The sequence below is a fragment of the Ensifer meliloti genome, assembly GCF_030064585.1.
GTDB classification, from domain to species: Bacteria; Pseudomonadota; Alphaproteobacteria; order Rhizobiales; family Rhizobiaceae; genus Sinorhizobium; species Sinorhizobium meliloti.
The window spans coordinates 1,211,398-1,228,792 of record NZ_CP120366.1; the positions used below are offsets into that span (position 1 = coordinate 1,211,398).

Here is a 17,395-nt window from a genome sequence, read left to right on the forward strand (position 1 = left end):
CTCTGATCTGGACCAAGGGTGCGCTCGCCGAGATCATCCTGAGTAGCAGTCCACACGTCTTCATGCGTACAATCCAACGTTGTCTCGAAACCAATAAGGTTCGGGTAAAGAGAGGGAACAAAAATGGAAGATTTCTATTTCAACCGCCGCTTTGTCTTGAAGGGGCTCCTTGCCGGAACAGCCGCTCCTTTCATCGCTTCATCACATGCTTTCGCGGCCTCTGTCTCCTGTGGCGATCAAATAGTTCGTGTGGCGGGCATGGCCGCCCCTGATACGATGAATCCCTTTGCTACATGGTCTTCGTTCTGGCCAACGACGTTCACGTATGACTTTCTCGTAGGCGTTGACGCACAGCGGCATCCTGACCGGCCCGGATTTGCCAAGGAATGGTCTGTCGATAAAAAAGAACTCATATGGACTTTCAAGATTTGGCCAAGGATGAAGTGGTCGGACGGCAAACCTGCGACTGCAAAAGATGTGGCGTTTACGTATGAATATCTCAAGAACTCTATTGGAATGCCAGATGAATTGAATGTGGGGTGGAATAATACTTCGGGCTTGGGGCAAGTCGAGTCCATCGAGGTCTTGGACGAGACGACCCTACGAATCATTACCAAGAGCCCCACTAGATGGCCGGTTGACAACACAATCATGATCGTCCCAGAGCATATCTGGAGTTCTGTCAGTTACGCAGATGCACGCGGCACCTTTCGCAACGAACCGCCGCTGGTCGGTACCGGACCTATGATTGTCTCGGAGTTCCAGCAAGGACAGTTCGCGGGTCTGACGCCAAACGCTCATTTCCGCAAAGGGCAGCCGAACATTGCCGGACTTATATTCTCGTTCTTCCCAAATGCAGACTCGATCGCGCAAGGGCTAAAGAGCGGGAACCTCGACTACGGTATGAACCTCACCTCAGCGCAATGGAGCGATTTGTCGAAGGACGAAGCGATCGTTGTCGGACAGGGACGGACCGAGGCCCGCAATTATCTCGCGTTCAACACTGCCCCCGGCAAGGGAGCGGGCAGCACCAAGGCTTTGCAGGACAAAGCGTTCCGCGATGCAATTGGTTACGCCATAGATCAGAAGGTGATTGCTGAAAGAGCCTTCAGAGGACATGCCGATCCCGGTGTAGGTCTGGTTATGCCGTCTGTATCCGATTACTATTCGGGCCTTGATGACATAAAGCGCCATTTCGATCTTGAAGAGGCAGCTCGCAGGCTTGATGCAGCAGGTTACAAGGATTCCGATGGTGACGGCGTTCGAGAGGATACAGACGGAAACAGATTGCAACTCGAATTGATTACCGGAACGGGCTCAGGCACCATCGAGACACCAGTGACTGCTGTCCAACTGGTAGCTGGTTGGCTGGGGCAGATCGGAATCCCGGTGTCGGTTATTCAACTGGATCCAGGAGCGCTAGAAGCACGCACGGCCTCACCGGACCAGGGTGGTGGGGCGTGGGATCTTCTGGTATATGGATCGTGGTTAACTCCCAGCGCCACGGACTTACTTGTCCTAGGAAAACGCGACCATACATCCAATAATGCTTATTGGCAAAACAGCGAGTTCGACCGGTTAGCTTCCGAAGTTGAAGGCACTGCGGACATCAAGAAAAGTCAAGCGTTGGTCGATAAAGCTGAGCGCCTCATCTATCAAGAGGCTCCCTACATCATTCTGGCTTATCCATTCATGCTCGATGCCCGCAGAAAGGACTGCTTTCAGGGTTGGGGAACAGAAGACATGTTCTCCATGTGGAGCTACTTTCCGTTTGATCGCTTGAAGGCGATGTGATGAGCGGGGGTGTACGCGGCCATAGTGGCCATCACATCGGGCAGGTCGTGTTCAGGGCGGTGATCACGCTTTTGATGGTCGCGATCCTCAACTTCCTGTTGTTTCGGGTTATTCCTGGAGACCCCGCCGCAATGTTGTTGGCGGGGGCTCGCAGCTCAGTCACGACCGAACAGATGCAGGCCCAGCGGCAGAGTTGGGGCCTAGACAAACCCCTCGTACCGGACCAACTGGTCAGCTATCTTTCAACGACGCTCCAGGGCGACTTCGGCTATAGCTTCAAGTTTAGGGGAAAACGCGTCGGCGAGTTGATCATGGAGCGCTTGCCGGCAACCCTTGCCTTGGCGGGACTGGCCCAGATAGTCGCGATCATCTTTGGGGTCTTCCTGGGGACCTATGCCGGTTGGCGGCGCGGTGGAGTCATCGACAATCTCACAACAGGCACTTCCCTGGCGCTTTATTCAACGCCGCCTTTTTGGCTCGGCATGTTGCTCGTCGTAGCCTTCAGTACCATGCTTGGCTGGTTGCCGGGCTACGGTTCATATTCGCCGGGCGCTGGCGCTGGCAGTTTTCTGACGGGGCTGATCGATCGTCTGCGCCATCTGACGCTCCCCGGGCTCGCTGTGGCATTGGGGCTAATCGGTCAATACGTCGTCGTTGCAAGAGCAGCAATGAGTGACGTTGTCACTGAAGACTACATGGTGACGGCGCGGGCCAAGGGACTAACCAACGGCCAAATGTTGATGCGGCATGCGTTCCGCAATGCTTTGCTTCCTGTCGTGACCCTGATCACGCTCAATCTCGGCTATGTTGTTGCTGGTGCAATCACCGTCGAGGCGGTTTTTGCCTGGCCGGGAATCGGCAGCTTGACCGTGGAGGCACTCAACGCGCGTGACTATCCCGTACTGCAGGGCATATTCCTTCTACTCGGTGCCTCGATTGTGTTTGCGAACCTCATTGCCGACCTGATCTACGGCCTCCTCGACCCGCGGGTGCGGTAATGACAGAGATCATGATGACTGAGACCATACCAGCTACTGAGAACCGCCGGAGGATCAGAGTGCGTGCGATCAAATCGTTTCTTCGCCAGTTCTTGGCCTACAGCGGAGCCAGGCTAGGGCTTTGCGCCTTGATCCTGTGCATTGCCATGGCGGCGATGCCGAACCTACTGGTCGGTCCCCTGCAAACCGCAGTGAACGCAACAGGCGACTTTCTCGTCTCACCCTCCCAAGTGAACCTGCTTGGTACTGACGAAGCGGGTCGCGATGTGCTGAACCTCATTGTGCACGGCGCACGTACATCGCTCGTAATCGCGCTGGTTTCGACGATTATCAGCCTCATGGTCGGAACCACTGTCGGAATGGCAGCGGGTTATTACGGACGTTGGGTCGACAACTGCTTGATGCGCATGACGGATTTCTTTTTCGTTATTCCATCCTTCGTTCTTGCCTTGGTGATCACGCCTGTGGTTTTGGAAACTATAGGGCGAAGTGGGAACATCCTGGGTTTTCGTCCGTCTCTGTTCGTCATCATCCTGGTCATTGGCTTGACCAGCTGGGCCTTCGTTGCTCGTATTGTTCGAAGCCAGACGCTGACGTTACGTGAGCGGCAATTCGTCGAACGCGCCAGGGTGCTTGGAACAAGCAATCTCAACATCATGCTGCGCCATCTTCTGCCAAACCTGGTGCCGCAAATTGCGGCCAACGGCGCCTTGGTTGTTGCGAATGCGATCTATACCGAAACTGCCCTGTCGTTCCTCGGGCTTGGCGACCCCTTGCAGCCCTCCTGGGGCACGCTGCTGGCCCTTGCCCAACGCGCAGGTGCCGCGAGCTCCGGTGCCTGGTGGTATCTCGGCGCTCCGGGTCTTTGTGTGGTCATCGTATCGCTGAGCTTCGTTTTGATAGGCAACGCCCTCGATGACACCTTTAATCCACGCAGGAGGGCCATCCCATGAACGCACCTCAAACGCCCGGCCAGCCGTTGCTTGAGGTAGTAGATCTTGCCGTCAACTATCAGTTGAAGGGCATCTCTTTGCCTGCCGTTCGCGATGTGAGCTTCGACCTGCGTGCAGGCGAAGCCGTTGCCCTGGTCGGTGAATCCGGAAGTGGCAAGACCACAACAGCAATGGCAGTTGCAGGTTTGTTGTCGCCTAATGCAGCAGTCACTGCAGGCGGGGTCCGCTACCGAGGCAGGCGCCTTCCGATCGATGATGACGATGCAATGCGACCTCACCGTTGGAACGATCTTTCGGTGGTGTTTCAAGGCGCAATGAATGCTCTCAACCCGGTGCAGCGGGTGTCAAAGCAGATTGCCGAACCGTGCATGCTCAAACTCGGGATGGCGCGTGATGAGGCCACGGAACGCGCAAGGGAGCTCCTGGAACTCGTCGGGATCTCGTCAGAGAGGGGAGCAGCGTTTCCGCACGAATTGTCTGGGGGCATGCGTCAGCGCGTGATGATTGCCATGGCACTTGCTTGCAATCCCTCCGTTGTCATTGGGGACGAGCCGACGACGGCACTCGACGTCATCACACAAGCCCAAATTCTGAAGCTACTCACAAAGCTAAGGAAAGAGCTTAATCTCGCGTTGATCCTGATTACTCACGATCTGTCCGTTGTGGCGGAATCGTGCGACCGGGTGATGATCATGTATGCCGGCCGCATCATAGAGGACGGCACTGTAGCTGGCATCTTCAACAATCCGAAGCACCCCTATACCAAGCTTCTGATCGATTCGATCCCGGATCCAAGCACCGGAAAGCGGATTTCTCGACCCATTCCAGGCGATCCGCCGACTTTGCAGAACCGCTTGTCCGGATGTGCTTTCCGCTCACGCTGTCCATCGGCCATGAGCATTTGCGCGCTCGACTTGCCCGAGCTTGGAGCGCACGAGCAAGGCCGCGTCGCGTGTCACCTTTATCCGGCTGCTGCAGAGCACACGAGGATTCCATCAAATGGGTGAAGTCACAAACATAATGGCGCTGGAAAATCTCCAAGTGCATTTTCCTGGCCGAGGCGGAATGCTCAGCAACCTGTTCGGGCGCCCGGCCGCGCACGTTCGCGCCATTGACGGGGTGGATCTGACTGTTCGCCGCGGAGAAATTCTTGCCGTTGTCGGCGAGTCAGGCAGCGGTAAATCAACTGTCGGCCGGGTGATCACCAAACTAGTCCAACCGACGGGAGGCAAACTGGTGTTTGATGGTAGGGACATGACCTCGGTCGAAGGGTTAGCCTTGCGTCCTTACCGTCACCGCGTCCAAATGATCTTCCAAGACGCTTATCAGGCACTCAATCCCAGGCATACCATCTTTGATATCGTCGCAGAGGGCGTGCGCTCTCTGCACTTGGTCAGTGGTCATGAGGCGATAATGCAGCGCGTTGCCAAATCGCTTGCAGCAGCCGGACTCAATGCGCCACAGGACTTCTTCGCTCGTTTCCCGCACGAATTGTCCGGCGGCCAACGTCAGCGCGTCGTGATAGCTGGGGCCCTTGCCGTGGAGCCGGAACTGATCGTTGCGGATGAGCCGGTGTCAATGCTTGACGTTTCGATACGGGCGCAAATCCTTCAGGTCCTGATCGATCTGCGTACGCAACGGAACATGGCGCTTCTATTCATCACGCATGATCTGCCGGTTGCGTGGTCGATCGCCGACCGGATAGCGGTTATGTACCTTGGACGCATCGTGGAAATCGGTAGCGCCGACGACATCACTTTCAATCCCAAGCACCCCTATACGGTTGCTCTCAGGGATGCCACTCCGAAGGTCCGGCCGATGATCAATGCCGATCCCCTTCCTGGGCTCAATGGTGAGGTGCCGAGTGCTGCACGCATCCCAACTGGCTGCCGGTTCCATCCCCGCTGCCCGCTTGCCATGGACCGCTGCCGGCAAGAAGAGCCGCCCGTCGTGGACGTTGGTCCACATCACCAGAGCGCATGTTGGCTGGCTGGTACAAGCCAGCACTCATGACTGCTAAAACGAGCCGACCATCGAACCGTCGGCAGGCGCCGCGGTCCCCCAAAATCATCAAGTTCCCTACTCAGGAAGTAAACAAGACGATGAAGTTGAGGGAATATGTCAATCACGACGCCACTGGTTTGGCTTCGCTGGTGGAATCCGGCGAAGTCACTGCAATCACGGCTGGGCGAAAAGTAGCTTGAGGATGACCATCGCAAACAGCCGTTGCCACTTCTCAAGGTCGTCAAACGCACTTGAGCCGACCAGCCACTTCCCGAGTTCCAAAAGGTTTCCTGTGCGGTACGTTATACCGCCCTTCTCGGGGAGCGCTGGATATCCTGTTGCGACGCAGCAACGAGGCTCGAAGGCCTGAAAGTCAGAGAGACATGCAGCACGTCGACCCCCATCAATCCGGTTCAGCAATCCTCGCTCCCCTCAGAAACGGAGTTTTTCGTTCGATCTGGACGGCCTCACAAATTTCCAGTCTCGGGTGGCTCGTGCAAACGGTTGCCATCAGTTGGCTGATGGCAACCATTTCGGCGTCCGATCTGATGGTTGCACTGGTCCAGGCTGCGTCGACGTTGCCGGTATTCTTCCTGTCGATCCTCGCCGGCGCCATCGCCGACAATTTCAGCCGCCGATGGGTTATGTTTGCAGGACACTGCCTTTTGGCGTTGGCGTCCACGACACTGGTGATTTCCGTGGGAATCGGATTTATAAGTCCCTGGCTCATTCTCGGACTGGGTTTCATCGCCGGCTGCGGCTTCGCCTTGAATGATCCAGCCTGGCACGCTTCCATCGGCGATATCCTGCACAAGCGCGACATTCCGGCCGCGGTGACGCTGACATCTGTCGGATACAACATCGTGCGTAGCGGCGGTCCGGCTTTGGGCGGCGTAATCCTGGCTTTCTTCGGACCGCTCACCGCTTTTGCCTTGGCCGCGCTGTGCGATCTGACGCCGCTTGGCGCTATTTGGCGCACCAAGTGGCACGTGCGCGCTTCGCCTCTACCGCGCGAGAAAATAACTACTGCGATTCATGACGGGCTGCGCTTCACGGCAATGTCCTTCGAGATCAGGTCAGCGGTCGCCCGAGCGACCCTGTTCGGTTTGGCAAGTATCTCTATCCTGGCGCTGCTGCCTATCGTCGTACGCGACCAGTTGGCAAGCGGGCCAATCGTCTACGGCATTCTGCTGGCCGGCTTCGGCAGCGGGGCTTTCGTCGCCGGCATGAGCAACAGCTTCCTTAGGCGGATCATGTCTCAAAATAAGCTGGTGGCGGTCGCCTCCGTTGCCTGTGCAGCATGCTGCCTTTCCCTCGCTCTGACGTCGTCGGTCACGGTGGCCGCCTTTGCGCTGGCACTTGGGGGTGCCGGCTGGCTCATCACCTGGACAGGCATCGACGTCTCGGTGCAGCTGGCCAGCCCAAGATGGGTTGTCGGTCGCACGCTCTCGATCTACTACGCCCTGAGCGCTGGCGGCATGGCTGCCGGCAGCTGGGTCTGGGGTACTGTCGCCCAGAATCACTCCCTGACCTGGGCTCTCGTGGGAGCGGCAGCGGCTCTGTTGCTGGTCGCGGCAGCGGGAATACTGTTTCCAGTGCGGCCATGGGAAGAAGCGGACCAGGAAAGTTCGGATTTCCATCCGCCCGAACTGGCACTTGCCCTGAAGCCCAGGAGTGGCCCGATCGGCGTCAAGATCGAGTATTCCATACCCGAAGAGAACATCGAGGCGTTTCTGGGCTGTATGCGCGCCAGGCGCCACGTTCAAAGCCGTGCCGGCGCCCGAAACTGGACCCTCCAGCGCAATCTGCAAATGCCGTCAGTCTGGATCGAGACATTCCGTACGCCAACCTGGATCGACTTTCTTCGCCTAAACCTTCGGCTCACTGCCGCTGACAAGGAGGTCGTCGAGCATCTCCAGGCCTTGCATGATGGTAAGCTTCCGCCGCAGACGGTGCTTTCGATCGAACGTACGACGGACGCAGCGCGCACCCGGCCCATCGAAGTCATTTCACGGCCCCTAGAGCGGTATGTATTTAAGCCCGTTCATATCCCGCCTCTTTGAAGTAGGCTGCGCATTCCTGTGGGGTGACGGCTTGGAGAATGTGGCGCAGTTCGTCATGGATTGCGTCGCGTGATCTGGCCTGTGCCTCACGCAACCAGTGCTTGATTTTGGCGAAGAGCTTTTCGATCGGATTGAGATCGGGGGAATATTTCGGCAGAAAGAACAGGCGGGCGCCGGCCTTACGGATGGCGGCGCGGATCTCCTGACCCTTATGGGAGCCGAGATTGTCCAGGATGACGATGTCGCCGGCTTTGAGTTCCGGCACCAGAACTTGCTGGACATAGATGCGGAAGCGTTCGCCATTGATCGGGCCATCGAGGATAAAGGGAGCGCTGACGCGGTCGGCCCTGAGTGCGGCGACAAAGGTCATGGTGTTCCAATGGCCGAAGGGGGCGTAGCCCACCAGTCGTTCGCCGCGAGGCGCCCAGCCCCGCAGCGGCGCCATGTTCGTCTTCGTCCAGGTCTCATCGATGAAAACGAGGCGGGCGGGATCAATTCCGGGGCAGTGCTTCAGCCATCGTGCCCGGTGGCGGGCGACGTCGGGCCGCTCCCGTTCGCTGGCGACCAGCGTCTTTTTTTATAACTCAACCCCTCTTCGTGCACGAAGGTCCAGACGGCGCGATAATCCACCTTCAGGCCGCGCTCGCTCAACTCGGCGACAAGTCCGTGCAGCGTGAAGTCGCGCTCGCGGCAGCGGCAAAGCAGCCAAGCCCGGTGCGGACCGGAAAGCTTGCGGGGCTTGTGCCCACCCATCTGGCCGGGTGCGGCGCTGCCCGTCTCGCGAAACCGCCGCACCCAATCGATCGCGGTGCTGATGCCGATGCCGAAGCGCTTGGCCGCTGCCCGGCACGATAGGCCCTCGCCCGTCACCGCATCGACAACGCGTTCCCGAAGATCATTCGAAAAAGGTCTCGCCATAAAGGCCGGCCTCCTTCACCGGCCTGAATGGTGAATCTGATTTGCGCAGAAAAAGGAATCCCCTTTCCGATTCCGCCTAAATGCATCCCGCTCTAAGGTGATGTCGGCATGAACCCATCACCGAACGAACAGCTGTGCTTTTGCAGTGTGATCTGAACCTTCAAACTGGACCGATTCTGGTTAGAGTTTTCCGGTGATTTCTCCTGACTGGGAAAGGAACGGAAGACGATGAAGGCATCGCAGTTTTCGGACGCAGCGAAGGCGTTCATTCTGAAGCAGGGTGATGGAGGTGTGCCGGTTGCGGAGTTCTGCCGCAAGGCGGGGATCAGCCGTAAGCGGCAAGGAGACCCCATCTGGCGTAGGGGGGTGGCGGTCGGATATCGGTAGCGCACGTTGTGAGCCGAAGTGAGCTTCTATGTCTGCGCCTAGTTCTGGAACTTCTCTATTCGGCGTCTTGAGGTCAAGCGCTATCGAGCCTTCCACTTTCACCGTTGGTTGACGTCATTCACGGAGCCTTGCTTCTCTTCGGGATCGGGCATTTGCCCCTCCCATTATGGGGTCAGTAGAATGAAGTTGAACAATCTAAAACGCGTCCTGGTCGGTGAAGCCGATCGGTACGAGTTCCATAGCGGACTCACTTCATTCATCGTCCCGTGAAGGACCTCTTTCCACCGGCGGTGGAATCTAGTCGTCTAAAATGGTCAGGCCTTCGCCGGTCCGGAGTCCTTTGACCACTGGAAGTCTGTACCATCACTCCACATGCGGTGCATGATCACAGCCAGTCGGCGTGCCAAGGCCACAATTGCCTTTTGGTGGCCGCGACGTTTGGCAATATTCATCGCCCACGCCTTAAGCCAGGACCATTTTCTGACCACCGTCAGCATGACTTGAGCCGCTTCACGGCATCATTATGTCACCACATAGGGAAATTCGGCCGACGCGATTGCTCTCACCAGATTGGTTCATCACTGGGGTCAGCCCTAACGCAGGGCCAACGGCTTTGGAATTTTTAAAGCGTCCAGGTATGTCGATCGTGCTGACAAAGCCCAAAGCGACAACCGGCCCAACGCCCGGAATGGTCATCAAGCGTCGGCAGGTCGCATCATTCCGAACGATGGATAACACCTTGCGGTGCAGAACTTCGAAGCTCTCGCGCAGCTGCTGTCTAGCTGAGAGTAACGGTTCGATGATTTCTGCCAAATCGACCATACCCTCAAGAAGTTCTCTTCTCCGCGCCACAAAGCCAATGCGTCCGATCAAGCCAACCTTGAGACCGAAATTACGCAGCAGTCCTCGGATATCATTCTCAATGTCCCTGATCTTATTCAATATCAGCTTGCGCGCTGTGAGGAGAGCGCGTCGCTGCTGGCTCGATATCGTCTTGACGTGCACAGGCCGAAACAGGTTAACCCGCATCATTTGCGCAATGCCACGTGCGTCGTTGCGATCTGTTTTGTTCACGGTCGCCTTCAGGAAGGCCTTGGTGTGACGGGTCTCAATGCAAACAACCGGCAAACCGGCATTCGAAAGGCCTTCGAAAAGCCACTGCGATAATGGTCCAGCTTCAAGACCGATACGCACAAGATGCCAGGCAGGATCATTCAGAACTTCGATGAGGTCATCCGGATGGCTGGAGACCTTAGCTCTCGGCAAATCCCGCCCGCTTCATCGACGATGCACAGTGAAGTCTCTTTCACAGAGACGTCCATTCCGACATAATGCTTCATGCTGCGCTTCCTTTCAAATGCTTGTGGCTGTTGCGATACAGACCACGTTTTATCACCCCTCGAAGCGCAGCACCCCGGCTACAATCCCAAATCACCCTGAAGATGAGGCGCCAAGCCGAATACCCCATCTAGAACCTTCCATATGATCGAAGCTGTTGCCGACCGCCTTGAGGGTGCGCCGCGGCAGCTTCGCCGGCGCTGGTCGGATGAGTTCAAGGCGCGGGCGGTGGCAGAGGCATTGGAGCCCGGCGCAAGCGTCTCGGCGATCGCCCATCGGATCGGCATTCATCCCTCTCAGCTCTTCGCCTGGCGTCGTAACGCTCGGACCGATGCCTCCCCGCAGCGTTCGGCTGGCGCAGGGGCCTCGGTGCGCGCGGCTGCCGCGGTGGTCGAGATTATCATTGGTGACATTGTCGTGCGCGCCGGCGCAGACGTCGCCGAGGCGCTCCGCTATGCGATCTCGCGTCGTGCCATGTTCGAGCGCTTCCTGACCGACGGTCGCATCGAGCTCGACTCCAACATCGTCGAACGCGCCATCAGGCCACAGGCGATCACGCGAAAGAACTCACTCTTCGCCGGCAGCGACGGCGGCGGAAGGACCTGGGCAACCATCGCAACGCTGCTGCAGACGGCAAAGATGAATAACGTCGATCCGCTTGCCTGGCTCATCCAGACTCTCGAGCGCATTGCCAACGGCTGGCCGAGTTCAGAAATCGAAGCGCTCATGCCGTGGAACTACGCCGCCTGAACGGCCTCAGCTTGTCGCTTACGATCAGCCAGGCGACCTACTTCAACTGGAAGAAGAAATATGCCGGTCTGTTGCCATCGGAGATGAGGAAGCTGAAGCAACTCGAGGACGAGAATGCGCGATTGAAGAAGATCGTTGCGTGCAAACTCCGAGGCAATCCGCCCCCTGATTCCGAAATGATCTCGCCCCCCCAATTCCGAGAAATAGTCGCCGCCTGATTCCGAGATGATGCCGCCCCCATCGGAAAGCATCTGGCGTGGGTGTTTTGCTGGTGTGAAGTTTCTTCCTTCGACGTGACGAGGAAGGAACGGGATGCCTGCGGAGAGACTGGAGATGCGGCGTGTCCGCGAGATATTGAGATATCGCTTCGAACAAGGACTTGGCCACAAGTCGATCGCGGTTCGGGTTGGAGCTGCGCCATCGACGGTGCGCGAGACGCTTCGGCGTGCGGCCATTGCGGAGCTATCGTGGCCGTTGGGTGACGACATCAGCGATGCAGTCCTGGAAGCGGCGCTTTACAAAGCAGGCGGGACGAAGACGGGTCATCGTCGGAGCCCTGAGCCGGACTGGACGCAGGTCCACCGCGAGCTGAAGCGCAAGCATATGACGCTGCAGATCCTTTGGGACGAATACATCAGCCGTTATCCGGAGGGCTATCGTTACAGTCGCTTCTGTGGCCTCTACCGCGGCTGGGCGATGAAGTTGCCTGTGACGATGCGGCAGGATCACGCGGCCGGCGACAAGCTGTTCGTCGACTACGCCGGCGACACGGTCACGGTTGCCATTGATCGGCTGTCCGGCAAGACACGGCAGGCGCACCTGTTCGTGGCGGTTCTGGGAGCATCCAGCCTTTCATATGCGCAGGCACGTTGGAGCGAGACGCTTCCCGACTGGATTGAATGCCATATCCTGGCGCTGGAGTTCTTTGGCGGTGCGCCAGCCTTGCTGGTTCCCGACAATGCCAAGGTAGCGATCATCAAGGCCTGCCACTTCGATCCCCAGGTAAACCGGACGTATTGCGGGATGGCGGCCCATTATGGCAGCGCCGTCTTGCCGACGCGGCCGCGACGCCCGCGGGACAAGGCGAAAGTGGAAGCTGCGGTTCGTATCGTCGAACGTTGGCTGTTGGGCCGGCTGCGCCATCGCATCTTCTATAGTTTGGCCGAGGTCAATGCGGCGATTGGCCAATTGCTCCATGATCTCAATGATAAGCGCGTTCTGCGCCGTGTCGGCGCCACGCGCCGCCAATTGTTCGAGGAGCTTGATCGCTGGCTTTGCGACCGCTGCCTGTCGAACGTTATGTCTTTGCCGAATGGCGTATCCGGCGTGCCGGGCTGGATTATCACGTCGAGATCGAGCGGCACTATTATTCCGTTCCCTATCGCTTTGCCCGCGAGCAGGTCGAGGCTCGTATCACCGCCAATACGATCGAGATCTTCCACAAGGGCGAGCGAATTGCCGCTCACCGGCGCTCCAGCGGCAACGGCAAGCACACGACGATCCCCGATCATATGCCCTCTGCGCATCGCCGCTTTGCCGACTGGACGATTGAACGGATTCAACGCGAAGCCTCTGCGATGGGGCCGGATGTTGCGCTGTTGTGCGAGCGCATTCTTGCCGACAGGCCTCATCCCGAGCAGGGCTTTCGAGCTTGCCTCGGCATCATCCGCCTCAACAAGAGCTTCGGCCGCGACAGGGTCAATGCCGCTTGCGGGCGTGCGTTGGAGATTGGCGCACGAACCTATGGCTCGGTGCGATCCATCCTCGACAATCACCTTGACCGGACGGCTGCCTCAAATGGAGCGGCGCCGCATGAACCGATCCATCACGCCAACATCCGCGTCCCCCGCTATTACCACTAAGGAGAACGAAAGATGCTTGCTCATCCAACACTGGATAAATTGAATGCCATGGGCCTGTCCGGCATGGCAAAGGCCTTCAGTGAACTCGTTGCCAACGGCGAAAGCGAACATCTCTCGCACGCCGAATGGCTCGGACTGCTGCTCGAACGGGAATGGAGCTCCCGTTACGATCGGAAGCTTGCGGCACGCCTCAGGTTTGCCAAGCTTCGCCACCAGGCCAACCCAAAAGATGTCGACTATCGCGCCGACCGCGGCCTCGACCGTGCTCTCTTCATGAGCTGCTCGGTGGCGACTGGATCAACGCCCATGACAATCTGGCCTCGGGTGTCGGAAAGAGTTGGTTGGCTTGCGCTCTCGGCCACAAGGCTTGCCGAGACGATCGCTCAGTTCTCTATCAGCGTGTCCCAAGGCTGTTTGCCCAGCTTGCGCTCGCGCGTGGTGATGGCCGCTACGCTCGCCTGCAACGGACCTTGGGCCATGTTCAGCTCCTGATACTGGATGATTGGGGGCTCGAGCCGCTCAACGAACAGGCCCGCCACGACCTGCTGGAAATCCTCGAAGATCGCTATGGACGCAAATCAACGATCATTACCAGCCAACTTCCCGTGTCCGCATGGCACGGCGTCATTGGCGACCCAACCTGCGCCGATGCCATACTCGACAGGTTGGTCCACAATGCCCACCGCATCGAATTGAGCGGCGATAGTCTGCACCGAAATCTACCGCGCAAAGCTTGACACCTCGCCTGAATGAACTGACAACAATCATCGCCTGCAGACCCCACTAAACAGGGGCGAGATCATCCCGGAAACCGGGGGCGCAATCATCTCGGAACAAAGGGGCGGCTTCATCGGAATCGGCACGTTGCGGACCTGACGCTGGACCGCGAGATGTTGCAGAATGTCATTCGGCGAAGCTTCAAGGCCTGCTCGGAAGCGGGAGGTGGTGAGGGGTATGTGCCGGGATTGGACGATCTCGATCCGGCGTGCTTGCGGCGCACGCGACTTTGATCGGTCGACCTACTGGAACGCCGTATCCGTGATATTTGCGAAACGCGCGCGAGACGGCTACCGCCGTGTGCATGTGCTGCTGGAACGCGAAGGGTGGAGCGCTAACATCAACCCATCGCAGATGGTATCGGACCGCGTTGGGTGTGATGCCCACGGCCTCGGCAATTTTCGAGAAGTTCATTCCTTCCGACCGAAGCCAATCGGCCGGGCTGGCGATTTGGAACGGCGCCGGGAGACCGCGAATGGAGTTCGCCTTCCGGTTAAACAACTCGCCAAGGCATCTGGCTTGAGCATTAGGCCGCCGCCTTTGACCCCCATCAGGACCTGGCAGCTGCTTCGATATCGACGGTGCGGTGCTGGGTGGCCATGCCGCCCGCTCCTCTTCGACCGGCTCCGCCGCTTCGATGTCGGCCTTTACCTTGCCGCGATAGGCCATCTGTTCGGCGGTGACCTGGCTTGTATGGGAAGCGCCAACATGCGGGCGAGCTCGTCGGCGCGCTCCGACGACACCGGCGGGGCTGGACGTTCAGCTTGGTCTGGATCCTGCTGCAGTTGACGCGGACGGCGATCGGCGACCAGACCTCGTCAATTGCCCAGAGATGCCGAGACCGGCAGGCAGTTTCCGCGATTTGGCGAGGTGGGCGAATTCCAGATGGTCGACACTTCGGCGACCCTGACAAAGCCCTTTCCGCCAACTCGATGGCGCGCTCGCGCTGGGAGACGCGCAGGTCCATGAGCCCATGACAACTGGGCAGCGTTCGGCTGACGGAGTCCTCGATCGCCCTAAGCGTTTCCTGCTTGCGAAACCGGTCCTCACGGATGAGACGGCATTCGGCATTGGCCAGGGCTGTAAGCTCGGCCGGCAGGGGAATGAAAGCCCTGTTGATGTTTTCGTATTCGCCGCCCGCTTCAGCTTCACATAGGCGGGGCGCAACCCGAAGACCGGCACGTTGCGGAGGGAAAGGCGGTATTCTTCGACCGGGTTTGCAGCAGTGATCGTTTCGGAGATCCGCATGCCGCCGCTCATGAGGCCTTCGATGCACTGGCCGATTTCGTCGGCCCGGCCGGGGCAAGCTGCTCAGTAAGAGCGGAAATCTCCTTCTGCGGTGTCCGAACGACCGAGATGCTTCAAACAACGAAGGAAACAAGGTGGCAGCTCAGCGTCAGATCGCGTTCTACGGCAAAGGGGATTCGGCAACGGCCGTGGCGGTACGTCCAAGCAAGCAACTGAAAAAAGACTTGACGCCTATCTTTGGCTCGCTGCCTGCTTGGCAGGAAAATCGGCCGCGTCCGGCGATCGATGGATTGAATGAAGGAATGAAATGTTAGTCCAGCGATGTCATGAGGAAAGATTCCTTCGCTGAAGCTTGATTTCGTTAACTTCAGGGTTCTCTAATGGGAGTGTGAAAATCGATTGTTTGGGAACAATCATCTGCGCTATGGATACCGCACATGCGTTTTAGGGGCCTAGATCTAAACCTCCTCGTCGCGCTCGACGCACTGATGACCGAGCGCAAGCTCACGGCCGCCGCACGCAGGGTCAAGCTCAGTCAACCGGCCATGAGCGCGGCTATCGCGCGCCTGCGCACCTATTTTGGCGACGAGCTGTTTTCGATGCAGGGCCGCGAACTTATCCCGACACCGCGTGCCGAGGCACTTGCCCCGGCCGTGCGCGACGCCTTACTGCACATTCAGCTCTCCGTCATTGCTTGGGATCCGATCAACCCAGCCCAGTCGGATCGCCGTTTCAGGATCATCCTTTCGGACTTCATGACACTCGTATTCTTTGAGAGGGTTGTGGAGCGCGTGGCTCGCGAGGCCCCCGGTGTCAGCTTCGAGTTGCTGCCGCTAGACGACGATCCCTATGAGCTTCTCCGGCGCGGTGATGTCGATTTTTTAGTTCTTCCGGACTTGTTCATGTCGAGTGCGCACCCCAAAGCGAAGCTGTTTGCCGAGGCACTCGTGTGCGTCGGCTGCCCGACGAATGAGCAGTTGCTAGGGGAACTCTCTTTCGAGAAATACATGTCGATGGGGCATGTTGCAGCCCAGTTCGGGCGTGCGTTGAAGCCATCCTTCGAGCAATGGCTATTACTGGAGCACGGGTTCAAGAGACGTGTCGAACTTGTCGTGCCAGGTTTTACCTTGATTCCGCCGTTGCTGCCGGGCACCAATCGTATAGCCATTATTCCATTGCGCCTGGTCAAGTATTTCGAACAAACGATACCCCTGCGGATCGTCAAACACCCGCTGCCACCCCTCTGGTTCACTGAGGCTGTCCAGTGGCCCGCCCTCCACAACAAGGATCCCGGAAATATCTGGATGCGGGAGATACTCCTGCAGGAAGCCTCGCGCAGCGAATTTCAGGGAGAAATGTCTTAGGCGTCCCCGAGCGACATTAACTGAGTTCTCGTCGAGACTGTACGTCACGGGATCAAAATGCATCCGCCGACAGGCTTGATCGTCAGGCCTTGTCATCTTCAAGGCCGGGCCAGAAGCGCCTACAAGCCGGTAAATGCCCGTACGGAGGAGGCCGCCTGGCAAGGGGCGCCACCGACGTGGGCCGGTTCTTCGGACATTAACATGGAGCACGCGAGATTCATGCTAGGGCAGGACTTCTTCCGTCGCTGCCAGAATGAGCTGATGCAGAAACAGAATTCACGCGTTCGAGAAGCCGGTTTCGACGCTTGCGCTCACTCTATAGTTCACTGAGCTTAATTTGATGCTCAAGGAGAGAGCTGCACGCGACTGCGAGAGCATCACGAGCAATAGCCGCGGTTGAGGCAAAATGCCCGGACAAGCAGAGGTCACACCTCGCCAAAAAAGGCGGCTGCCGAACAGGCTATTGATTCAAACAGCCTTGCGATGCCTTTGCTCAACACTACTAGGCCCGACCTTGCCGATCGCCCTTTCCTAGGAATCAAACGTCCTGCTTCACGACAGGGCAGCGCGTCCACCGGCGAGCTGGGACCTCATCGCGTGGCTTGAATTATCTGGTTCGCAGCCGCTTCACCGAACGTAAACTTTCCTTGGGAGGGAGCGGAATTCAGCCTCATTCTCCCAGGAGCATTCCGAAGTTCTAATTCTGTCACTGAGATATCGCTAGAGGAATAAGTGCGTCGATTTCACTGAACAAAATGTTCGTCGTAGGTAGAAATTGCCCGCCCGCTGCTCGGCGCCAATTTGAAGCGCCTACAAAATTTTTTGTCAACGCGGTCAGGCGCTTCGTCGGGGCATCAGGTCCCGCATTGAAGAGTCGCTTGACAGCGACATAATATGGCATACCATAAGATATAATCTAGAGAGGGCGCCGATGGCCGC

The 17,395-nt window shown here is 58.0% G+C and carries 10 protein-coding genes and 8 pseudogenes; 15 read left to right on the top strand and 3 right to left on the bottom strand.

What is annotated here, in order from left to right:
• Positions 1-123 precede the first annotated feature (123 nt).
• The 6 genes from PZL22_RS30400 (at position 124) to PZL22_RS30425 (ending at position 7,812) form a co-directional block, all read left to right on the top strand.
• On the top strand, positions 124-1,794 hold the full coding sequence (locus PZL22_RS30400; protein ID WP_127701723.1) for an ABC transporter substrate-binding protein: 1,671 nt from the start codon (positions 124-126) through the stop codon (positions 1,792-1,794).
• On the top strand, positions 1,794-2,792 hold the full coding sequence (locus tag PZL22_RS30405) for an ABC transporter permease (protein ID WP_088196062.1): 999 nt from the start codon (positions 1,794-1,796) through the stop codon (positions 2,790-2,792). The genes PZL22_RS30400 and PZL22_RS30405 overlap by 1 nt, the downstream gene beginning before the upstream one ends.
• Positions 2,792-3,745: an ABC transporter permease gene (locus PZL22_RS30410; protein WP_088196063.1), complete on the top strand. Its 954-nt coding sequence runs from the start codon at positions 2,792-2,794 to the stop codon at positions 3,743-3,745. The genes PZL22_RS30405 and PZL22_RS30410 overlap by 1 nt, the downstream gene beginning before the upstream one ends.
• On the top strand, positions 3,742-4,752 hold the full coding sequence (locus PZL22_RS30415) for an ABC transporter ATP-binding protein (RefSeq protein ID WP_088196064.1): 1,011 nt from the start codon (positions 3,742-3,744) through the stop codon (positions 4,750-4,752). The genes PZL22_RS30410 and PZL22_RS30415 overlap by 4 nt, the downstream gene beginning before the upstream one ends.
• Complete coding sequence (locus tag PZL22_RS30420) at positions 4,745-5,758, top strand: ABC transporter ATP-binding protein (RefSeq protein ID WP_127624187.1); 1,014 nt, start codon at positions 4,745-4,747, stop codon at positions 5,756-5,758. Before PZL22_RS30415 ends, PZL22_RS30420 begins: the two co-directional genes overlap by 8 nt.
• A 374-nt stretch (positions 5,759-6,132) precedes the next feature.
• Positions 6,133-7,812, top strand: a complete 1,680-nt coding sequence (locus PZL22_RS30425) for an MFS transporter (protein ID WP_284718746.1) — start codon at positions 6,133-6,135, stop codon at positions 7,810-7,812.
• Here the strand turns inward: PZL22_RS30425 and PZL22_RS30430 are convergent.
• A protein-coding gene (locus tag PZL22_RS30430; RefSeq protein ID WP_011970797.1) for an IS630-like element ISRm2011-2 family transposase occupies positions 7,784-8,730 on the bottom strand; the annotation gives its coding sequence in 2 pieces (ribosomal slippage) (positions 7,784-8,391 and positions 8,391-8,730; 948 coding nt in all). The two genes, PZL22_RS30425 and PZL22_RS30430, sit on opposite strands and share 29 nt — an antisense overlap.
• 228 nt (positions 8,731-8,958) lie before the next feature.
• Between PZL22_RS30430 and PZL22_RS31770 the strand changes: the two are divergent.
• Positions 8,959-9,063: pseudogene (locus PZL22_RS31770) on the top strand (transposase); the annotation flags it as partial.
• A gap of 368 nt (positions 9,064-9,431) precedes the next feature.
• On the opposite strand, the pseudogene PZL22_RS30435 reads toward PZL22_RS31770, so the two are convergent.
• Positions 9,432-10,457, bottom strand: a pseudogene (locus tag PZL22_RS30435) (IS110 family RNA-guided transposase).
• Positions 10,458-10,599: 142 nt separating this feature from the next.
• Here PZL22_RS30435 and PZL22_RS30440 point away from each other — a divergent pair.
• The 6 genes and pseudogenes from PZL22_RS30440 to PZL22_RS30465 form a co-directional block, all read left to right on the top strand.
• Positions 10,600-10,743: pseudogene (locus PZL22_RS30440) on the top strand (transposase); the annotation flags it as partial.
• Complete coding sequence (locus PZL22_RS30445; RefSeq protein ID WP_234827300.1) at positions 10,741-11,205, top strand: IS66 family transposase; 465 nt, start codon at positions 10,741-10,743, stop codon at positions 11,203-11,205. The pseudogene PZL22_RS30440 and the gene PZL22_RS30445, both read left to right, overlap by 3 nt.
• A gap of 23 nt (positions 11,206-11,228) precedes the next feature.
• A pseudogene (locus PZL22_RS30450) lies at positions 11,229-11,345 on the top strand (transposase); the annotation flags it as partial.
• A gap of 193 nt (positions 11,346-11,538) precedes the next feature.
• Positions 11,539-13,067 (top strand): annotated as a pseudogene (istA, locus tag PZL22_RS30455) (IS21 family transposase).
• Positions 13,068-13,079: 12 nt separating this feature from the next.
• Positions 13,080-13,804 (top strand): annotated as a pseudogene (gene istB / locus PZL22_RS30460) (IS21-like element helper ATPase IstB).
• A 126-nt stretch (positions 13,805-13,930) separates the two neighbouring features.
• Positions 13,931-14,219, top strand: a pseudogene (locus PZL22_RS30465) (IS3 family transposase); the annotation flags it as partial.
• Positions 14,220-14,444: 225 nt separating this feature from the next.
• Here the strand turns inward: PZL22_RS30465 and PZL22_RS31525 are convergent.
• A pseudogene (locus tag PZL22_RS31525) lies at positions 14,445-15,202 on the bottom strand (hypothetical protein); the annotation flags it as partial.
• 24 nt (positions 15,203-15,226) lie between these two features.
• On the opposite strand from PZL22_RS31525, the gene PZL22_RS30470 reads away from it, so the two are divergent.
• Positions 15,227-15,406, top strand: coding sequence for a hypothetical protein (locus PZL22_RS30470; protein ID WP_201271949.1), 180 nt, complete (start codon positions 15,227-15,229; stop codon positions 15,404-15,406).
• A 123-nt stretch (positions 15,407-15,529) separates the two neighbouring features.
• A complete protein-coding gene (gene nodD2, locus PZL22_RS30475) occupies positions 15,530-16,456 on the top strand; it encodes a transcriptional regulator NodD2 (RefSeq protein WP_046067437.1) in 927 nt (308 codons plus the stop codon).
• The last annotated feature ends 939 nt before the right edge of the window (positions 16,457-17,395 follow it).